The 15,843-nt window shown below is 40.2% G+C and carries 16 protein-coding genes; 1 reads left to right on the top strand and 15 read right to left on the bottom strand.

The window, feature by feature from the left end; all coding sequences use genetic code 11:
* Nucleotides 1-19: 19 nt before the first annotated feature.
* From tyrA to ffh, 15 genes are all read right to left on the bottom strand, one after another.
* Nucleotides 20-1,165, bottom strand: a complete 1,146-nt coding sequence (tyrA, locus tag GLIP_RS12895; protein WP_008845085.1) for a bifunctional chorismate mutase/prephenate dehydrogenase — start codon at nt 1,163-1,165, stop codon at nt 20-22.
* A 13-nt stretch (nt 1,166-1,178) separates the two neighbouring features.
* A complete protein-coding gene (locus GLIP_RS12890) occupies nt 1,179-2,270 on the bottom strand; it encodes a 3-deoxy-7-phosphoheptulonate synthase (RefSeq protein ID WP_008845084.1) in 1,092 nt (363 codons plus the stop codon).
* 359 nt (nt 2,271-2,629) lie between these two features.
* The gene (locus GLIP_RS12885) at nt 2,630-3,226 is read right to left on the bottom strand and encodes a DNA-J related domain-containing protein (protein ID WP_052154982.1); all 597 of its coding nucleotides are present in this window, start codon (nt 3,224-3,226) and stop codon (nt 2,630-2,632) included.
* A gap of 96 nt (nt 3,227-3,322) precedes the next feature.
* The gene (locus tag GLIP_RS12880; protein ID WP_008845082.1) at nt 3,323-4,063 is read right to left on the bottom strand and encodes an enoyl-CoA hydratase-related protein; all 741 of its coding nucleotides are present in this window, start codon (nt 4,061-4,063) and stop codon (nt 3,323-3,325) included.
* A 41-nt stretch (nt 4,064-4,104) separates the two neighbouring features.
* On the bottom strand, nt 4,105-4,674 hold the full coding sequence (locus GLIP_RS12875; RefSeq protein ID WP_008845081.1) for a sugar O-acetyltransferase: 570 nt from the start codon (nt 4,672-4,674) through the stop codon (nt 4,105-4,107).
* Between the two features lie 104 nt (nt 4,675-4,778).
* Nucleotides 4,779-5,576 carry a Rossmann-like fold-containing protein gene (locus tag GLIP_RS12870; RefSeq protein WP_008845080.1) on the bottom strand — a complete coding sequence of 266 codons (798 nt, stop codon included), beginning with the start codon at nt 5,574-5,576 and terminating at the stop codon, nt 4,779-4,781.
* 121 nt (nt 5,577-5,697) lie between these two features.
* Nucleotides 5,698-6,324, bottom strand: a complete 627-nt coding sequence (locus GLIP_RS12865; protein WP_008845079.1) for an OmpA family protein — start codon at nt 6,322-6,324, stop codon at nt 5,698-5,700.
* A gap of 313 nt (nt 6,325-6,637) precedes the next feature.
* Nucleotides 6,638-7,312, bottom strand: coding sequence for a hypothetical protein (locus GLIP_RS12860; RefSeq protein WP_008845078.1), 675 nt, complete (start codon nt 7,310-7,312; stop codon nt 6,638-6,640).
* Nucleotides 7,313-7,578: 266 nt separating this feature from the next.
* Nucleotides 7,579-7,938 (bottom strand): 50S ribosomal protein L19, encoded by a 360-nt coding sequence (rplS, locus tag GLIP_RS12855; RefSeq protein WP_008845077.1) that lies wholly within the window; start codon nt 7,936-7,938, stop codon nt 7,579-7,581.
* Nucleotides 7,939-7,957: 19 nt separating this feature from the next.
* Complete coding sequence (gene trmD, locus GLIP_RS12850; RefSeq protein ID WP_008845076.1) at nt 7,958-8,755, bottom strand: tRNA (guanosine(37)-N1)-methyltransferase TrmD; 798 nt, start codon at nt 8,753-8,755, stop codon at nt 7,958-7,960.
* Nucleotides 8,756-9,280 (bottom strand): ribosome maturation factor RimM, encoded by a 525-nt coding sequence (rimM, locus tag GLIP_RS12845; protein WP_008845075.1) that lies wholly within the window; start codon nt 9,278-9,280, stop codon nt 8,756-8,758.
* Nucleotides 9,281-9,303: 23 nt separating this feature from the next.
* Nucleotides 9,304-9,555 carry a 30S ribosomal protein S16 gene (rpsP, locus tag GLIP_RS12840; RefSeq protein WP_008845074.1) on the bottom strand — a complete coding sequence of 84 codons (252 nt, stop codon included), beginning with the start codon at nt 9,553-9,555 and terminating at the stop codon, nt 9,304-9,306.
* Nucleotides 9,556-9,783: 228 nt separating this feature from the next.
* Nucleotides 9,784-11,955 carry a hypothetical protein gene (locus GLIP_RS21475; RefSeq protein ID WP_008845072.1) on the bottom strand — a complete coding sequence of 724 codons (2,172 nt, stop codon included), beginning with the start codon at nt 11,953-11,955 and terminating at the stop codon, nt 9,784-9,786.
* A gap of 548 nt (nt 11,956-12,503) precedes the next feature.
* Nucleotides 12,504-13,064 (bottom strand): CHRD domain-containing protein, encoded by a 561-nt coding sequence (locus GLIP_RS12830; RefSeq protein ID WP_153886331.1) that lies wholly within the window; start codon nt 13,062-13,064, stop codon nt 12,504-12,506.
* A 328-nt stretch (nt 13,065-13,392) separates the two neighbouring features.
* A complete protein-coding gene (ffh, locus tag GLIP_RS12825) occupies nt 13,393-14,796 on the bottom strand; it encodes a signal recognition particle protein (protein WP_008845069.1) in 1,404 nt (467 codons plus the stop codon).
* 186 nt (nt 14,797-14,982) lie between these two features.
* Here ffh and GLIP_RS12820 point away from each other — a divergent pair, with 186 nt between their 5' ends.
* The gene (locus GLIP_RS12820) at nt 14,983-15,774 is read left to right on the top strand and encodes a cytochrome C assembly family protein (RefSeq protein WP_008845068.1); all 792 of its coding nucleotides are present in this window, start codon (nt 14,983-14,985) and stop codon (nt 15,772-15,774) included.
* The last annotated feature ends 69 nt before the right edge of the window (nt 15,775-15,843 follow it).

Genomic DNA, 15,843 nt, shown 5'->3' with positions numbered 1-15,843 from the left:
AGGCGAAACTGTGAAAGCACTATTCGTCGATATTCATTACTCGGTCGTCATCAGCTTTCAATAACAACTTCTTACTACTTACCAAACATTGTTTGGCGTAAGGTCCAAACCAATGACCGATTGCAAAAAACTGCTTAACAAACTCGCCTTTATCGCCATTTTCAAGCAATGTAAGTGCATCATCAAAACGATCTCGGAATCGTTTGAGTAAACCGATACTCTCAGCATTAGTAAATATAATATCTGCATAGAGCTCGGGATCCTGTGCAAATAATCGCCCCACCATCGCCAGCTCCAAGCGATAAATGGGAGAGCTAAACGCCACCAATTGAGTCAGCTCAGGATCTTCGCCAGCTAAATGCGCACCATAGACAAAACTACTAAAGTGACGCATTACTTGGATAAATGCCATGGCGTCATCATGCTCTTTAGCCGTGCTTTCATGTACAATTGCCCCCCAAATCTTAATTTGGTCTACGAGCCACTGATAAGCCTCAGCCTGACGTCCTTCACACACCACCACGACTTGTTTAACCAAACTTTGTACATCAGGGCCAAACATAGGATGTAGTCCCACCACTGGGCCAGGATGGCTTTCCATCATTGCCTGTAAAGGCTTTAACTTGGTACTGGTGACATCCGCCAAAATACAATCTTTGGGCAACAAAGGTCCCAACTTGAAAATAATTTTTTCTGTGAGTTTAATCGGCACAGCTACCAGTACCAATTCACTGTCAGCTAATATTTCTGCAGCGTTTAACCAGTCATTTTGTTCCAAGACTGTCACCGCGTATCCACTGCGTGTAAACATATCAACAAAAATACGTCCCAAGGCACCTGCACCGCCAACCACTACAATCTTGTTAATTTGTGGGGCTTTACATAGGTATTGGTTATTTTGTGTTTGGTATGACTCACGCATTATTCTACGCAATAGGTCTTCGATTAAGTTAGGCGGAACACCTTTAGCATCCGCTTCGCTACGACGCTTTTCAATTAGTTCCGCTTCTCTGCTTGGTACATAAATAGGCATACCAGTACGACTTTTAAATTCACCCACTTGTGTAGTTAACTTCGCCCGCTGAGCTAGAATATCCACCAATTGGCTATCTAGTTGATCAATTTTAACGCGCAATTCGTCAAGCGAAATAGAAGTTTCTGGCATGCTAATAGTACCTTTAAGCAGAATCTTTCAATTTATTTAATCTCATTGGCAATACAGTAATGAGCTTTTCTCTGGAACGGTTAATTAATTCTTCCGTATCTTCCCAATTAATACAACCATCTGTAATGGAAACACCGTAGTCTAGCTCACTCGGCAGCTTACCGTCACTTTTTTGATTACCAGCATTCAAATGACTTTCTAACATTATACCGATAACCGATTGGTTACCCTCTAAAATCTGATTCACGACATTCTGTGCTACTAGTGGTTGGCGACGGTAATCTTTACTCGAGTTCGCATGACTACAATCAACTACCAAACCTGCATGTAAATTCGCATTTCGTAATTCAATTTCACATTCTGAGACACACACTGAATCATAGTTAGGTTGTTTACCACCACGCAGAATGATGTGACCATCAGGGTTGCCTTGAGTCTTAATTACACTCACCTGACCCTGTTTATTGATCCCCATAAAACTATGACCAGAAGCAGCAGATTGTAATGCATTAATGGCGATACCAAGACTGCCGTCTGTGCCATTTTTAAATCCAACGGGCATAGAAAGGCCACTTGCCATTTCACGGTGCGTTTGCGATTCTGAGGTTCTAGCTCCAATAGCAGACCAGCTAAATAATTCGGCCAAATACTGAGGACTAATAGGATCTAGAGCTTCAGTCGCTAAGGGGATTTCTAAATCGGCCAACCAAATAAGTAATTCGCGAGCTTTACGTAGTCCCGCCTCAATATTAAATGAGCCGTCCAGTGCCGGATCATTTATCATACCTTTCCAACCGACAGTGGTTCTCGGTTTTTCAAAATAAACACGCATGACGATATACAAAGTGTCTTTGCATGACTCATGCAAATCTTTCAACTTTAACGCATATTCTTTTGCTGACTCAATGTCATGAATAGAGCAAGGTCCAGAGATGACTAACAAGCGATGATCTCGGCGATGAATAATGTCACTGATAATTGCGCGTGAATCTTCAATCGCTTTTAACGCTTTTGCACTAACTGGCAATTCTTGAGCTAATTGCTCTGGTGTGACTAACACGTCTTCGGCACTAACGTGTACGTTATTTACTAAATCTTTTTGCATAACTATCTTGGTTTACCTACAGCTAATAAATGAAATACTTAAAAAGAAAAACAGTGTAAACTTTTAAATACAGATGATTAAATATCAATTTTCGAAACAGGCTTGACTTTTTACCAGCCTTTATAGGTCAGTGCAACCGGTATTTTCAAAAACCTCAGTATTCGCTCGTTTGCTACACGATTATATTAAATAGTTAGTCCTTGTTTAGCTGAAAAGATACTCATGCCGAAAAACGAGAAAAGTCACTATCGCAAATAAGCAGCAATAAAATACAAACTAGAAAAGCACCCTATGGGAACGCACAAATAACATTTTTTTGAATTAATCCGAGCTAACTTTAATGTAATCTTGTGAAATCGTTATTGGGAGTGAAACTCTCTTTTCAACACATAATAAGCCCATTGTAACTGCTTGCTTTTGCCGGCATCTCCACCTTTGTCTGGGTGGTGTTGGTGTTGTTTCGCTCGATATGCTTGCTTTAAAGTTTTTAGCTCAAATGGTTCAGTTAACTCTAAAATTGAGAGTGCCGATTGTTTATCTTGAGGGGAAGTGATCTGCGGATCCGAGGCCATCTTTTGCCAGAAGCTATCAAGTAAATCTTCAACATCCTGTGTATTCGTTTTATCAAAGTTTTGCCAATCAAGATAATAATCTCTCAGTGGATCTGGTAATTCAATAACGTGTTGGCTGGGCTTTAAAGGGGTAAGTACTATTTTTGTCGTATGAATAGTTAACTTGCCCTTGCCTTGTTTAATCCAACTATTTTGAAGTTGATATAAATGATGAAACAACACAAAATGGCAACGAAACATAGCTAATGGTTCGCGCAGTGCTTCGCTATCAAACAACGAATAAGGAGGCTTTTGGAGCTTAGTGATCAGCCTATATTCACTGATAGGTTGAGATTCAATATTCGCACCGTTGTCGGTTAATAAAATATCTTCAAGTGCGCTCAATAAACTCAGGTTCTGTAGCAAAATACGTAATCACTCGTGTTTTGATTAAACCGGTATTGTAACGTAAGGATATTAAATAATACCGGTTTTCAGTTTTTAAGCTCGGCTAAAATAAGCTGCAACCGCTTGTTTAAATTCATCTGATGCTAATTGATTAGCAAATTCAATATTTTCTTTGCCCATCTGTGCTTTGATGCTGTCCCGCTGCGCCCCACGGATTAACTGTTTGCTTTTCATCATTGCATTGATAGGCAAACTTGCCACATGCTGACTGACCTGCAAAGCCAATTCGGTAAGATTTTCATCATCGGTAACTCTAGATACCAATCCAAAGCTTAGCGCTTCTGCGCTATTTAGCGTTCTGCCTGCCAACAAAATATCATTTGCTACAGCGGGCCCTACGATATTAGGAAGTAACATAGATGAAGCGGCTTCTGGCACCAAGCCTAATTTAGTAAAGGGTGCAGTAAAACTGGCTGATTTTGCCGCTAGAACAATATCACAATGCAACAGCATGGTTAGCCCTATACCTATTGCTTGGCCATTTACAGCGGCAATCAAGGGTTTATTCATTACAGTTAGGCCGTGTAAAAACTGCTGCACTGGCGATTCTTGCGTTACGTTAGGTTGCAAAAAGTCATTTAAATCATTACCGGCGGTAAATGTATCCCCTTGGGCACAAATGAGTACACAATGAATCTGATCATCTGTGAGACTGCGTTTCAAACCTTCGGCTAATTCACTATACATTTGTTGATTAATGGCATTCTTTTGTGCTGGCCGATTAAATTTAATCGTTAGCACATTATTTTCCAAAGTAGTGATAATTTCTTGCATAGGTTATTTCCGTTGACGGTTAGCGTTTATCAAAAGTCTTGTTAGTCAGAGTGGTTATTGGAATCAATTATCATAGCCGGAACACCGGCCACAGTGGTGTTAGGTAAAACATCTTTATTGACCACAGCCCCAGCCCCAATGATGGCGTTATCGCCAATAGTTACTCCGGGTAATATTTTAGCCCCCATTCCCACCCATACACCATGACCTATGGTGATGGCATGAGCTGTCTCAATGCCTTTTTTACGCTTCTGCGGATTTTTCGGATGAGTGGCTGTTGAAATTAGTACACCTGGCGCAAAAAGCACATCATCTCCGATCGTAACTGGCGCTGCATCTAAGATAACGGTTCCGTGATTTGCATAAAAATTTTTGCCCAAATGAATATTGAAACCATAGTCACAATAAAAATGTGGTTCTATCCAAAAGTTATAACAGCTACCAAATAACGCCTTGAGCAATCTCATTCCTTGCTTAAATTCTTTGGGAGCTAATTGGTTGAATTGGTGGCATCGGGTTTTTGCATGCAATCGCTGCGTTTGTAGCAGCTTATTGCTTGGAAAATATTCCATGCCAATTAACATTTTCTGCTTTTCGTCTAGCTCACTCATAAAGATACGCCTTGTATATCTGAAAATTACTGTAAATGAATTGATTCTTGAGTTCGAATCATTGGCAATGATAAATAGGCATAAGCTGGCGAATAAGTTTAATATTATTGAACATGATTATCGTCCAAAAAATTTTGCCAGAGCCGCTCATATTTAGCTAACCGTTGATGTGCAAATGACGCTTGATGTATTTGCCTATCAATCTCTTGGGTAAAAGGACCTTTGCCACATAAGTCACAGTGGTTGGCCAAAAATTTAGGACTTTGCTTGAGGTTCAGCTCTGCATAATCTTGATTTGCCTTGCCCCAAACGTAGGTTTTACTAGCGGTTGACTTCAACACCTTGTCTCGATCAACATTGCGCAATTGATAGCTCGGAAATTTAGCTTGAGCGAATGGCATCCAACCTAGAAAAGCAATCTTAGTAGGAAACGGATTAAGGTTTTCGATATTCCAATGGGCATAAGGCTTAACATCTTTAGAAGTAATATACGCCAGTTGTTGTCCATTGGGATCTAAGAAAAAATCAAAACATTGATATAAAAAACTCCAAATCAATTGCCGGTTTAATGTGTTCTTATCGAATTTACCTTTTGAATCAAATTCTGCTTTACTGCTAAAACTAGGAATTAAGGGGAACTGAAAAATAACGAGGTCAAACGACTTAGACAAAGTTGGAGAAAAGCTGCTTGGGTTTAAAATATCTAACTGATCAAATACTGTAATTTGATTAGCATGCAGATTTACTAACTGATTATCTTGATATTTAGCAGTCAATTCGGGAATGCTGTCTAACACTGATGCTGAAATATGCTTTGCACCAATATCATTGAAAATAGACCAGGAAAAAGAGAGATCACCATCACCAATAGTCAGTATTCTCCATTCTTTATTTAAATACATTTATGCTCTAATTATTATTAGCTGATTAGCCTATTTTAATCAGTCGCTATTATAAACGCATCAAAAAAAATCGGCTTCAAATGAAACCGATTTTTGTCAACCTCACGAATATCACACTAAATTATTTTATAGGGATGATTCGCAGCTCTACACGGCGGTTCTGCTGTCGCCCACTAGCAGAGTCATTAGAGGCAACCGGCTGTGACTCACCATAACCTACCGTTTGTAAGCGATTCACTGCCACTCCGTTTGATTCTAAGTAAGCTGCCACACTATTGGCCCGTTGCATGGATAACTGTTGATTATAGTTTGCGTCACCTACTGAATCTGTGTGACCTTCAATGCTTAAACGCGTTTTTTCATAGCGATTAATGACTTTGGCGACATCATTCAGTACTGGATAAAAATCAGTGACGATTGACGCCTTGGCCGTTTCAAAGGTAATGTTGCCAGGAATGGCTAATCGAATACTGTCTCCTTCTCGGTACACTTCCACACCACTTTGAGCGAGTTCTTCACGGAATTCTTCTTCTTGTTTATCCATGTATGCGCCAATGGCACCACCGGCAAGTGCACCTAATGCAGCTCCCCATACATAGCGGCTCTTGTCGTTATCTCCGGTTCCTTTACCCGCAATCGCGCCTACCACGGCACCTATTCCAGCACCTTTTTGAGTATTACTCGCGTTAGTTGCACAGCCAGACATAATCAAAGCGGATAACGAAACTGCAATTATTGATTTTTTCATTTACTTCTCCAAATAATATATTGAGTTACCGGTACATTTTTCATCAAATTAATAAATTAAAATGTAGAACTTGGTAATGGCCGTGCAGGAAACATGCCTAGAGACTTATAGGCTTTGTAATGCTTATTAAACCTAATGGATTTAAAGGTTTGAAGAAAAATAAGTTTATTGGTTAACGACTAGCATAAATCTTATATGTGTGGTTTTTACAAAATGACGTGCAAATGTTGGATAATCAAGATTCAAAAAATCCGACAAAAGTCGTTGTCGGATTTTTAATACGAAGGATTAATTTAACAGATTAATTCAAAGACTAGCTTTTAGCTTTACGTCCCGCAAAACCTAAACTCAGCAAACCAGCACCGAATAAAAACAGAGTAGCGGGAACTGGAATCTCATTAGGATCACCAGGATTAGTCGCTGAACGTCCAAAATACAGATCATCAAACCCTAAAACGTCATTTGTGGCATTAAAGGTCACACTTGAGATCAATTGTCCAAAGTCAACAAAACCTAAGAAAGCGCCGCCACCACCAGTTGCTGAAGGCATATCAATAATTTGTTGGATTGAAGAGCCATCAACATATTCTATTGTTTGTTGAGGTACTAAGTCAGTTTGTAGACCATTTACATAAAATCCAAATGCATCTACCGGATCGGAAAAGGTGAAGGTTACTGAACCACCTACCACTTGTCGCCAAAAAGAACCACCAGCAGTGGTATTAAAACCACATACAGCACCACAACTAGAGCTTACTGTTGAACCGCCGGTTACGGTTAAATTTGCAGGAATAGCAGATTCAAAGTCAAAAACATTGATTGGACCTGTAACATCAAAAAAGTCAGACGCTGCCGCTTGTGCATTAACCATATCTGCAAATGAAGAAACCGCATCATCTGCACCGATATAAGTTATAGGGACGGCAAAAGCCCCCATACTCGTCGTCAAAGCACCTACTAGTGCTAAACCTTTTAGTTTTTTTAACATGAGATTTTCCTTAAAAAACATATTTTTAAAAAGTAGCATTTGGCACTGCGCTGCTACAAAAACACTTCAAGCAATTAGTAAACCAAAATTAAAATACATAATTTACAATAAGTTACGGTACGCAAGTGTTCAATAAACATACAAACTGTTAAGTATTTTGACACATGACGAGTGAATTTTTTCACTAAATAAAACTTTCTTACTGCCATAAAAAAACCCGCTTTCGCGGGTTTTCACAAGTTAACAATAACGCATTAATTAAAATCTTAGTTAAGCTTTTCTCTGATACGTGCAGATTTACCTGAACGCTCACGAAGATAATAAAGCTTAGCTCGACGTACCGCACCACGACGTTTAACTTCAATAGAAGAAACTGCAGGGCTGTGTGTTTGAAAAACACGTTCAACGCCTTCGCCGTTAGAGATCTTACGTACAGTGAATGCAGAGTGTAGGCCACGGTTACGCTTAGCGATTACAACGCCTTCGTAAGCCTGAAGACGCTCTTTGTCGCCTTCTTTAACTCGTACTTTAACAACAACTGTGTCACCCGGCCCGAAAGACGGAAGATCAGTTTTTAACTGTTCTTGTTCAATTTTCTTGATGATATCTAAATTGATTTTGCTCATCATATCCTCTCATCCTAGATTAACTGTCATCTTGCTGCGAAAACGATTTTTGAAATGCTTCCAAAAGTCGCTTTTGCTCCTCAGTCAGAGCTAGGTCATTTAACAATTCAGGGCGTCGTAACCAGGTTCTCCCTAGCGACTGTTGTAACCGCCACTGCCTAATTTTTTGGTGATTTCCACTTAATAACACTTCAGGAACATTGCGACCATCTAAGCTTTCTGGCCGAGTATAATGTGGACAATCTAATAAACCATCAGTAAACGAATCTTGTTCTGCTGATAGTTCATGCCCCAATACACCTGGCACAAATCGCGATATCGCATCCATTAGTACCATCGCAGGAAGCTCTCCACCGCTAAGCACATAATCACCAATCGACCATTCTTCGTCGACCTGTGATTGTATGACTCGCTCGTCGATACCTTCATAACGTCCGGCGACAAATATCAGGCTGTCATTTTCAGACAATGCCTTCACACCGGCTTGGTCTAACTTCTTTCCCTGAGGTGAAAGGTAAATCACCTTTGTTTGTTTACCCGCTGCTTTCTTAGCAGCGTGTATTGCGTCTGTTAAAGGCTGAACCATCATCAGCATTCCAGGCCCGCCACCATAAGGGCGGTCATCAACAGTTCGATGCTTGTCATTGGTAAAGTCTCTTGGATTAAAGAACTCTACCGTTAACAAGTGGTTTTTCACCGCTCGTCCTGTCACGCCTTGCTGGGTAAAACTGTCAAACATTTCTGGAAACAGACTTACCACACCAAACCAACGCTGTTCACAAGAAATTGATTCTTGTTCTGGCTTTGGCGGGTTCATTTAAAACCCAGGATCCCAATCAACCTTGATTGTCTTCGCCTGCATATCAACCACTTTAATCACTTGCTCGCGCAAGAATGGCAACATGCGTTCTTTTTGACCAAAAGCATCATTTGAATTGGCTTTCACTAACATTACGTCATTCGCGCCAGTTTCAAACAGTTCTTTCACTACACCCAAGTCATAACCATTTTCGGTTATCACTTGCATGCCGACTAGGTCTCGCCAGTAATAGTCATCATCGGCCAGTTCAGGTAGCTGTTCAGCTTTAATGAAAATCTCCAGATTCTTGATACTTTCAGCATCATCCCGAGACTCCACCCCAACTAGTTTCGCGACAACGCCTTTATTGTGCGTTCGCCAGAGGTCAACAATGTATTCTTTTTTACCATCGCCCAAAAGCCATGGTGAATAATCAAACACACCTTGTGTTTCATCAGTATAGGTAGTGATTTTAACCCAACCCTTTACACCATAAGGTGCTCCGATTTTGCCAATCACTATTGTGTCAGACGCTAGACTCATCTATACCTCAATTTTTGTAGTGCTTACGCAGCTACGACTTTTGCATCTTTTACCAAGCGAGCAACGCGCTCAGACAAAGTTGCACCATGTCCTACCCAATGCTCAACACGCTCAAGATCTAAACGCAAACGCTCTGCTTGACCTTGTGCAGTTGGGTTGAAAAAGCCAATGTTCTCAATGAACTTGCCGTTACGTGCACGACGACTGTCTGCAACCACTACTTGATAAAATGGACGCTTTTTAGCGCCACCACGCTGTAAACGAATAGTAACCATATAAATGCCTCAAACTCGTAATAGCGTTACTGTTAACTTGTTTGCCTTGTTATTCGATATCATAGACACCGAAAATCAAGGCCGCCGAATTATACTGATATGGCTTTGGAATGCAACCTAGAAAGGAATAAAAGTGCTATTTATTAAACAATTAGTTGAGAGATTAAGGTAAAAGAGCTGAAAAAGGACTAAATAACGCTTTCAGGCTTTGCATAAGCCAAGTTCAGGTTAATTAACCTCTGGGAGTATATCTAAGCCTAGCTCTTGCCAACGCTGTTCAAATTCGGCTCTTTCTACATCAAGTAAATCGTTATAATTTTCAATTATTAATTTATAGGCGGGTGTCTCGGTAATAGCGTATCGAGAAGGTAAAGATTTTAAACTGTCCAACACGTAATAATCTATTATGTCTAGTGATTTCAATAATGTATTCGCTTCAGTTGTTTTGCCTTGCTCTGCTAACCAAATTGATTTGAAGGTATCTCTAGTGGTGGGATAAAAATTTAGTTCATCCCAGACGTCGAATATTTGTTCTAGCTGACCGTTAATTTTCGTAACTTCATCGGCTAATCCACTGATACGAAAGCTATTTGCAATCCCAATCAAATTCAGAGTGAAAGAATACGCACCACTTTTAAAATAGGCGTCAGCCGCATTTTGCAAATGCAGTTTATTTTTTTGAATAAACTCAACATCTAGTTGTGGCGCTAAAAATATGTAATAGTCGCGGGCAATAGACGAGCCGTCTAAATCGACTTCCCAACGGCTTTGCTCATAATATCGCTGCATGTCAAAAGTCGCATTTTGACTAAGTTGTTGCTGAAAATTAATGAAAGTTAGGTATTGATCGGGAATACCTGCTTTAGGAATTCTATTGCTATACTCCCAGAGCTGCAAAGTCGCTAGCCTTCTAAGCACTGAAAAGCGATTACGCATATTAGTAGAGTTGGTTTTCAAATCAATAGCTAGACGCTCACTTATTCGCCCTAACAAATCCACATTTACTAAAAAGAACTCCTCAATATCAATGTTATTATTGCCGTTTAGCTGCAGTTGTTCCGTTTCTTCATACTTTTCCTGAGCCATAAGTGACGTAACAAGATTAGCAGTCACCACCCAAGAGAGCGGATCTAACCGATACGCTTTTTGCGCGCGCACATAGGAAGTGTCAACAATTTCCGAAGTGAGTTCGGTTAGCGGCATTACCTCAACTGAGTTATACAATCTTGCTAACACTAAGGATGAATTAGGGTTTAATGCTAGTGCTTGCTCCAGCGCATGCAAGTAACTTTCATTTTCGGAATATTCCGTAAAGGTTGAATAATAAACGCCAATCGCGGAGTGCACATGCCAAGTGGTTTTGCCTATTTGCAGGATCTTAACAAAACAGCGTCCCATTTCAGCGGCAACTTGTTGTTTTGTAATTTCTTGCTCCCCATAGATATATAGCATTGCATAAGAATCCGCTAACATTGCCCAGGCTTCCACAAACTGCGGATCAAGTTTTGTGGCTTGTTTAAATAGTGAAATAGCCGTTAACAAACCCTTGCTATCTCTTTCATGATAAAGCGGCCAAGCACGCAAATAGGCATCATGGGCGTCAAGGTTTGTTGTGGGTTGATTATTAAGTACTTTAATATCGTCAGCGCCTAATTTCACTTTCAGCGCATCGACAATATTGCGGGCTATTTCGTCTTGAATTTTAAACACGTCTGCCAATTCACGATCGTAAGTTTCTGACCATAAATGGTAGCCGTTATCGGCTTGTATCAACTGCGCCGTAATGCGCAATTTTGTTCCAGATTTACGCACACTGCCCTCGAGAATGTGCTTAACGTTTAGCGCATCGCCAATTTCCCTTAAGTCTTCGTTTTTATTTTTAAACGCAAAAGAAGACGTACGCCCTGCCACTTGAAGTTCTGGAATTTGTGCTAGTAAGTTAAGTAGTTCTTCGGATATTCCATCAGAAAAATACTCTTGCTCTGCGTCAGATGACATATTCACAAAGGGTAATACTGCAATAGATTGTGTTGTTTGTTGCTGGTCTTCTTTACCATCGAAAATATAATTCGCTGCAACCAAATAAATAATGATGATGGACAGCAAGCCAATAATTAAAAAGTCGAGTTTTCGCCCAGTGTTTTTAGCAATAGACTCGTCTTGTTTTACATTGATCGTGCTTTTGACGCCTTCAGGCGTTAACTCAAATGCCCACGCTAAAAACAAGGCAATCGGGAAACCAATACTAATAATATAAAATACGATACTATTAAGACTAATGGGAAGATTTAGTGCGGGTACAGCAATGGCAGTAAATTGCACGATCAGCCAGCCTAAAGTTAGGTAAGCGATCGCCACTTTCACGACATTCCGTCTTTTAAGCTCCTGCCAGAACTCCATTTCATTTGCTCGATAAATAGTCAACTAAATCAAACGCTACCGTGAAATTGTCACAAATGCAATAAACTATGCAAAGATTGTTTCGGCTTAACTTTTATTGAGCGGGTTCACTGTGCGACTTTTCTGCTCTTTGATTCAATTTGGTATAAAGCCAGGTAGAGATTACGCTGGTGGCTAGTCCCAACAAAACATATGATAAAACTTGCTGGGCAGAGATCAGTTGAACAAAGAATAACAATTAACTTAACGTACTTGCCACGACCAAGTTAATACCGAAAAATCTAACCACCCGTTTTCTCCTTAAATAGTTAGGCGCGATTGCGCCCATGCATTTATTCGGTTGAATACTAAATTGCCATAGTTGCTGGCACATTAACGGATGACTAAAGGAAAGTAACAGTAACTTGGTCAAGTTGTTTGAAGCATTTGGCGATTAGAATAACCAAAAACAGACGTTTTGATTATTTATGGTGGATAAGAAGCGTGCCGGAATTCCCTCTCCGGCGTTATAACAGTTAGTTAATTGTTGAAGATATTCACACCCGTATTCACACCTTTCTAAAACGGCGAGCAATTAACGTCATAATTCCTGCGGCGAATAGAAACCAACTAGCCGGCTCTGGCACAACCGCTAATTGACCACGCAACTCACCACCAGTAAAATTTTGGGTATGTAAATTTATATAAATATTCCCTGCGATAAGTTGTTCAGCCAATGCATCAGTAAGCGGATTTGTGGCATCATCAAAACGCCAATCGCCCATTATCGAGCCAGAGGTGGTGCCGAGAAATGCAAATACATCAGTATCGAATAAGTGAACAACTCCTCCATTTGAACCCATGGGGGCATTATGAAAATGGCCACCACCTGCAATATCAATTATAGGTGAGCTTAAATCCATGTAATCAATCTGATAAGTAAATACATAAGAACCGGACATACCTGTCAATTCTCCCATCGCCATCCCTGAGGCCGCTGTTGCCACTGGAGGGACTTCCTGATCCCCGCTTAAGGTTGTAGAAAACATGAAGCCCGCATTCGCTAAAAAAGAAAACGCAGAAAGGAATAACACGTAAAAGATCTTATTCATGAACTTAATTTTCATCATATTACCTCTTGTTAGAATTCGATTAAATATTAAGCAATTAACCAGCCAAATATTTTTACCTTACATATTAACAACTTGTAAACGGCAGATTAATTAATTGTTAAAATTACTGACACATTTTATTAACTATTGGATTAACGAGCGTGTAAACAGGCAGGACGTTTTAAATTATGACGTTCAGGAGTAAGCAAAAACTAAGCACTAAGCCAAAATTGCAACTAAAACACATAAATTGTTTTGAGATAGACTTATTTAGATAACATCAATGAGTTGACTTTAGGAAGTGAGCTGGAGACTCTACTCCAGCTCAGTACATAGTAATGGTGAACTATCGCTTAGGTGGGAACATTCCCCCCATACCGCCACCAGGTCCTCCCATTCCACCTCCAGGAGGCATCATACCTTTCATATTGCGCATCATTTTCTTCATGCCGCCACCTGACATTTTCTTCATCATTTTTTGCATTTGCATAAATTGTTTAAGCAAACGGTTTACGTCTTGAATTTGTGTACCTGACCCTTGTGCAATACGGCGCTTGCGTGAGCCTTTAATAATATCTGGACGTTGACGTTCACCGGGTGTCATAGAATTAATAATTGCTTCCATTTGGGTGAACTGCTTATCGTTGGCTTTTTCTTTCATCTGAGCGGTCATGTTGCCCATGCCAGGCAATTTATCCATCATGCCCATCATGCCGCCCATATTACGCATTTGCTCTAATTGCTCTTTAAAGTCTTGAAGATCAAAACCTTTGCCTTTTTGAACTTTCGCTGCCAGTTTTTGCGCTTTATCTTTATCGACTTTTCGCTCTACCTCTTCGATAAGACTCAGTACATCACCCATACCTAAAATACGTGACGCTATGCGCTCAGGATGGAAAGGCTCCAGGGCATCGAGTTTTTCTCCCATACCAATAAATTTAATCGGTTTACCGGTAATATGACGAACAGATAACGCTGCTCCGCCTCGAGCATCACCGTCTGCCTTAGTTAAAATAACACCGGTAAGTGGTAAGGCTTCGTTGAATGCTTTAGCGGTATTTGCCGCATCTTGACCAGTCATTGCATCCACTACAAATAGGGTTTCTACTGGTTTAACAGCTTCATGAAGGTTTTTGATTTCCCCCATCATTTCGTTGTCGACGTGCAAGCGACCTGCGGTATCAACAATCAAAACATCAAAAAATTGTTTTTTAGCATGATCAATTGCGCCGTTGGCAATATCAATGGGACGTTGCAAAGAACTAGAAGGAAAAAAGCCAACATCTAAATCTTCTGCAAGTGTTTGCAGTTGTTTTATCGCAGCGGGACGATAAACATCGGCACTCACCACCAACACTTTTTTCTTTTCGCGTTCTTTTAAATATTTAGCGAGCTTACCAACACTGGTAGTTTTACCAGCACCTTGCAAACCAGCCATTAAAATTACCGCTGGCGGTTGCGCGGCTAAATTTAACTTTTCATTTGCCGCGCCCATTACGGATTCGAGTTCTGACTGAACTATTTTGATAAACACCTGACCGGGTTTGAGACTTTTAGTAACCTCGGTCCCCACTGCGCGCTCTTTTACCTGAGCAACAAAATCACGCACCACGGGTAATGCCACGTCAGCTTCCAACAATGCCATTCTGACTTCGCGTAGTGTTTCTTTAATATTGTCTTCGGATAGACGGCCTTTGCCGCTTATATTTTTAAGCGTCTTACCTAAGCGTTCTGTGAGGTTTTCAAACATAATTCTATGGCTTCCTATTTCTAATAGCGCAGGATTATACCTAATGTATCTGAATATAAGAACCTTACTATTCAATAAGAATTTTTTAATGTTACTATTTGGGTCGTGCTCATTAGTACGGTAGACTTAAGCTGCTTTAAGCCCTAACTAACTGAATTATTACCAATTACCATAAGGCATTTAAAAGTGTTGATTCAAATTGTCTGCATCGTTTTATATCTGTTTGCCGCAGGTTGGGTGACGTCACGATTATTTCATCATAAAGGGCCTAATCCGAAATTGATGGTGATACCCGCCTTTTTCGCACTCACCACCCACTTATATTTGCTTTTCGAAGCGTTAAATCAAGCACCGGGTACTAATATGAGCATGCTTAATGTGGCGTCTCTTATTGCGTGGCTGGTAACTTGCACAATGACAGTGGCTTCGTTTGCATTGGCCACTGCGATATTAATGCCTGTCGTCTTTGGTTTTTCGGCGTTAATCGTATTACTAGGTGCATTGATACCTGAAGTCCATATTATGCAGATACAATTACAGCCTGACTTAGTGATTCACATTACCTTAGCGCTTTTAGCTTATGGGTGTTTAATCATAGCAGTACTGTATGCATTACAACTGGCTTACATTAACGAACGTTTGAAGCAAAAGAAATCGCCCATATTACATTCATCTTTACCGCCTCTAATGACAGTTGAAACCATTTTTTTCAAACTGCTTCTTACCGGCACGTTACTATTAACGCTGTCTTTAATTAGTGGATTTGTATTTTTAGAAAATATGCTCGCAAACGAACAAGCTCATAAAACGTTACTTTCGGTTATCGCTTGGGCTGTTTTTGCAACAACAACAGTAGGTCATCAGAAATGGGGGTGGCGTGGAAAACCCGTGATAACGGCTACCCTAATAGGTGCTTTTTTACTTACCTTGGCTTATTTTGGAAGCCGTTTTGTAAAAGAAGTTATCTTAGGTAGTTAAAGTAATTGAATTTTCAACTTGAATCCTGAAGCATATGCACATACATTCATACCTGAACCACAATATAGG

Source organism: Aliiglaciecola lipolytica E3, from assembly GCF_000314975.1.
Classification (GTDB): Bacteria; Pseudomonadota; Gammaproteobacteria; order Enterobacterales; family Alteromonadaceae; genus Aliiglaciecola; species Aliiglaciecola lipolytica.
This window is presented reverse-complemented; position numbering and strand designations above follow the sequence as displayed.

Coding starts and splice junctions, on each gene's coding strand:
- GLIP_RS12860 (WP_008845078.1), bottom strand. CDS start 7,312: ATGTTAAAAAAACTAAAAGGTTTAGCACTAGTAGGTGCTTTGACGACG.
- rpsP (WP_008845074.1), bottom strand. CDS start 9,555: ATGGTTACTATTCGTTTACAGCGTGGTGGCGCTAAAAAGCGTCCATTT.
- GLIP_RS12865 (WP_008845079.1), bottom strand. CDS start 6,324: ATGAAAAAATCAATAATTGCAGTTTCGTTATCCGCTTTGATTATGTCT.
- GLIP_RS12890 (WP_008845084.1), bottom strand. CDS start 2,270: ATGCAAAAAGATTTAGTAAATAACGTACACGTTAGTGCCGAAGACGTG.
- GLIP_RS21475 (WP_008845072.1), bottom strand. CDS start 11,955: ATGGAGTTCTGGCAGGAGCTTAAAAGACGGAATGTCGTGAAAGTGGCG.
- ffh (WP_008845069.1), bottom strand. CDS start 14,796: ATGTTTGAAAACCTCACAGAACGCTTAGGTAAGACGCTTAAAAATATA.
- trmD (WP_008845076.1), bottom strand. CDS start 8,755: ATGAACCCGCCAAAGCCAGAACAAGAATCAATTTCTTGTGAACAGCGT.
- rimM (WP_008845075.1), bottom strand. CDS start 9,280: ATGAGTCTAGCGTCTGACACAATAGTGATTGGCAAAATCGGAGCACCT.
- GLIP_RS12830 (WP_153886331.1), bottom strand. CDS start 13,064: ATGATGAAAATTAAGTTCATGAATAAGATCTTTTACGTGTTATTCCTT.
- tyrA (WP_008845085.1), bottom strand. CDS start 1,165: ATGCCAGAAACTTCTATTTCGCTTGACGAATTGCGCGTTAAAATTGAT.
- GLIP_RS12880 (WP_008845082.1), bottom strand. CDS start 4,063: ATGCAAGAAATTATCACTACTTTGGAAAATAATGTGCTAACGATTAAA.
- GLIP_RS12870 (WP_008845080.1), bottom strand. CDS start 5,576: ATGTATTTAAATAAAGAATGGAGAATACTGACTATTGGTGATGGTGAT.
- GLIP_RS12875 (WP_008845081.1), bottom strand. CDS start 4,674: ATGAGTGAGCTAGACGAAAAGCAGAAAATGTTAATTGGCATGGAATAT.
- rplS (WP_008845077.1), bottom strand. CDS start 7,938: ATGAGCAAAATCAATTTAGATATCATCAAGAAAATTGAACAAGAACAG.